Annotated in this window: 1 protein-coding gene and 1 pseudogene; both read left to right on the plus strand. The window is 59.8% G+C overall.

Annotation, left to right across the window (positions count from 1 at the left end):
- Positions 1 to 516, plus strand: a pseudogene (locus AAEZ05_RS27640) (phage antirepressor protein); the annotation flags it as partial.
- Positions 513 to 1666, plus strand: a 1154-nt coding sequence (locus AAEZ05_RS27645; protein WP_350649714.1) for an ISL3 family transposase, incomplete at its 3' end; no start/stop codon positions are given. The pseudogene AAEZ05_RS27640 and the gene AAEZ05_RS27645, both read left to right, overlap by 4 nt.

Here is a 1666-nt window from a genome sequence, read left to right on the forward strand (position 1 = left end):
GTAGGTCAAACAATCGGCACTGACGGCTTCCACATGCTCGGCGCTGTAGTGAAGGGCAAGGTGTCGAGCCTGCCCGCTGCCATTCAACGCCGTGCCACTTCGAAAATCTGGTCACAGACTCACGCTGCTTTCGGTGTGCGCTCCGCTGCCGATATCCCGGCTGACCAGCTCGACAGCGCTCGCAACTTCATTGCGGCTTACGCCTTGGAGGGCGAGTGGCTGCCGAAACGCGACACGGATATCCCTGAATCGCTGTCGGTAACCGAGCGCTACATGCTGTACGCCGATCACAACGGCAAGCGTCAGATCACGGCCATCCCTTACGATGCCTGCGTTCTGAGCCACAAGGATCTGATCAAAGGCATGGTCACACCTGGCGGTATCATGGTTTCCACCGAGGACATGTTCGAGTTCGCCATAGCCGCCCTGGTCAACCTCAAGTCGAGGTCTGACTACCAAACGAAGCGAGTGCGCGATCTGACCGCCGCCTGCAAACAGAACAGAGTCAAAGTTTGAACGCCCCCGCTACCATGCTGCATCCCCTGAGGGCTCAAGTCCTGAGCTTTCAGGAGGAGGAACACGACTACCACTTCCAGGTGGAGTACCCGGATCCGAAGGCCTGTCACAGCTGCGGCACCATCGGCCAGACCGTCCGCTTCGGCAAGAAGCAGGTGAAGTACCGGGACGTGCCCATGCATGGCAAGCGTGTGACCCTGTGGGCCGTGCAGCGGCGCTTCCAGTGCAGGAGCTGCGACTCGACCTTCACGCCAAGGTTCGACGAGATGGCCGAGGATCACCGCATGACGAAGCGGTGCTACGACTACATCATCCGCAAGGCGCTCATGAGCACCAACGCCCAGGTGGCTGAGGAGATCGGCTTCGATGAAGGCACGGTGCGCGGCGTCATCAAGGCGTACTGCAAGATCAAGGAATACAGCTACCGGCCAACCCTGCCGCGCATCCTCGGTATCGATGAGCTGTACCTGAACCGTCAGTTCCGGTGCGTCCTGACTGACATCGAGCGCGGCACCATCATCGACATCCTGGAGTCTCGGCAATTCGACGTGCTCTACAACCACCTGGCCAACATGCGCGGTCGGGACAACGTGCAGATCGTCTGCCAGGACATGTGGAAGCCGTACCGCGACGTGGCGTCCAAGCTGTTCCCCAAGGCAGCCATCGTCGTTGACCGGTTCCACATCCAACGTATGGGCAATGAGTGCCTGGAGGTGCTGCGCAAGGGCATCAAGAAGGATCTGACGCAGCACCAGCGCAGGCAGCTCAGGGGTGACCGCAAGCTGTTGCTGATGCGACGGCGCGACCTGAACCCGATGAACGAGCTGGTCATCCACACTTGGCTGGATCAGTTCCCCGAACTGGGAATCGCCTACAAGCTCAAGGAAGCGTTCTTCGACATCTGGGAATCAACCACCGAGCCGGAGGCGCGACAGCGTTACAGCGACTGGCTAGCCATGATGCCGGACAGCCAAAAGACCCACTGGAAGCCGATCACCACGGCTATGACCAACTGGGACAAGCAGATCTTCTCGTACTTCGGCCCGGCGCAGCGCAACACCAACGCCTTCACCGAGTCGATCAACCGATCCATGCGCGACCTGAACCGCGATTCTCGGGGCTTGTCGTTCGAGATGTTCCGGGCAAAGAC

This window comes from Pseudomonas sp. HY13-MNA-CIBAN-0226 (assembly GCF_040310305.1).
Taxonomy (GTDB): Bacteria; Pseudomonadota; Gammaproteobacteria; order Pseudomonadales; family Pseudomonadaceae; genus Aquipseudomonas; species Aquipseudomonas gregormendelii.